Source organism: Burkholderia sp. AU4i (assembly GCF_000466765.1).
Classification (GTDB): domain Bacteria; phylum Pseudomonadota; class Gammaproteobacteria; order Burkholderiales; family Burkholderiaceae; genus Burkholderia; species Burkholderia cepacia.
The window spans coordinates 1-682 of sequence record NZ_ASSI01000330.1 but is presented as its reverse complement, the minus strand read 5'-3'; the positions used below and the strand labels follow the sequence as shown (position 1 = coordinate 682).

The 682-nt window shown below is 64.5% G+C and carries 1 protein-coding gene; it reads right to left on the bottom strand.

Annotated elements, in window-relative coordinates; genetic code table 11:
• Positions 1 to 17: 17 nt before the first annotated feature.
• On the bottom strand, positions 18 to 682 hold a 665-nt coding region (locus L810_RS42000), incomplete at its 5' end, for a 3-hydroxybutyrate dehydrogenase (RefSeq protein WP_051392400.1).

Below are 682 nucleotides of genomic sequence, written 5' to 3'. Positions count from 1 at the left end.
CGTCAGCCACGGCTGGTTCATGCAGTGAAGCCGCGCGCCCCCACGGAAAAGCAGGCCGTCGATGCGGCGGACCTGAGCGCGGCGCTCGGGAACGCCGACAGGAACAGCACCGTCTGCGCGACGTCCTGCACCGTCGTGAACACGCCGTCGACCGTATTGCCGAGCATCACCTTCTTCACCACTTCCTCTTCGCTGATCCCGAGCTCCTTCGCCTGCTCCGGAATCTGCTTGTCGACCAGCGGCGTGCGCACGAAGCCCGGACACACGACGTGCGAGCGCACGTTGTGCTTCGCGCCTTCCTTCGCCAGCACGCGGGCCAGGCCGAGCAGACCGTGCTTGGCCGTCACGTACGCCGACTTCAGCGGCGACGCTTCGTGCGAGTGCACCGAACCCATGTAGATCACGACACCGCCGCGATCGTCCTTGTACATGTGCTTGAGCGCGGCCTTGGTCGTCAGGAATGCGCCGTCGACGTGGATCGCCTGCATCTTCTTCCAGTCGGAGAACGAGTAGTTCTCGATCGGGTTGACGATCTGGATGCCCGCGTTCGACACGAGGATGTCGACCGAGCCGAACGTTTCGGCCACCTTGTCGATACCGCTGTTCACGGCTTCCTCGTTCGTCACGTCCATCGCGACGCCGATCGCCTTGCCGCCGGCCTTGACGATCTCGTCGGCAACGG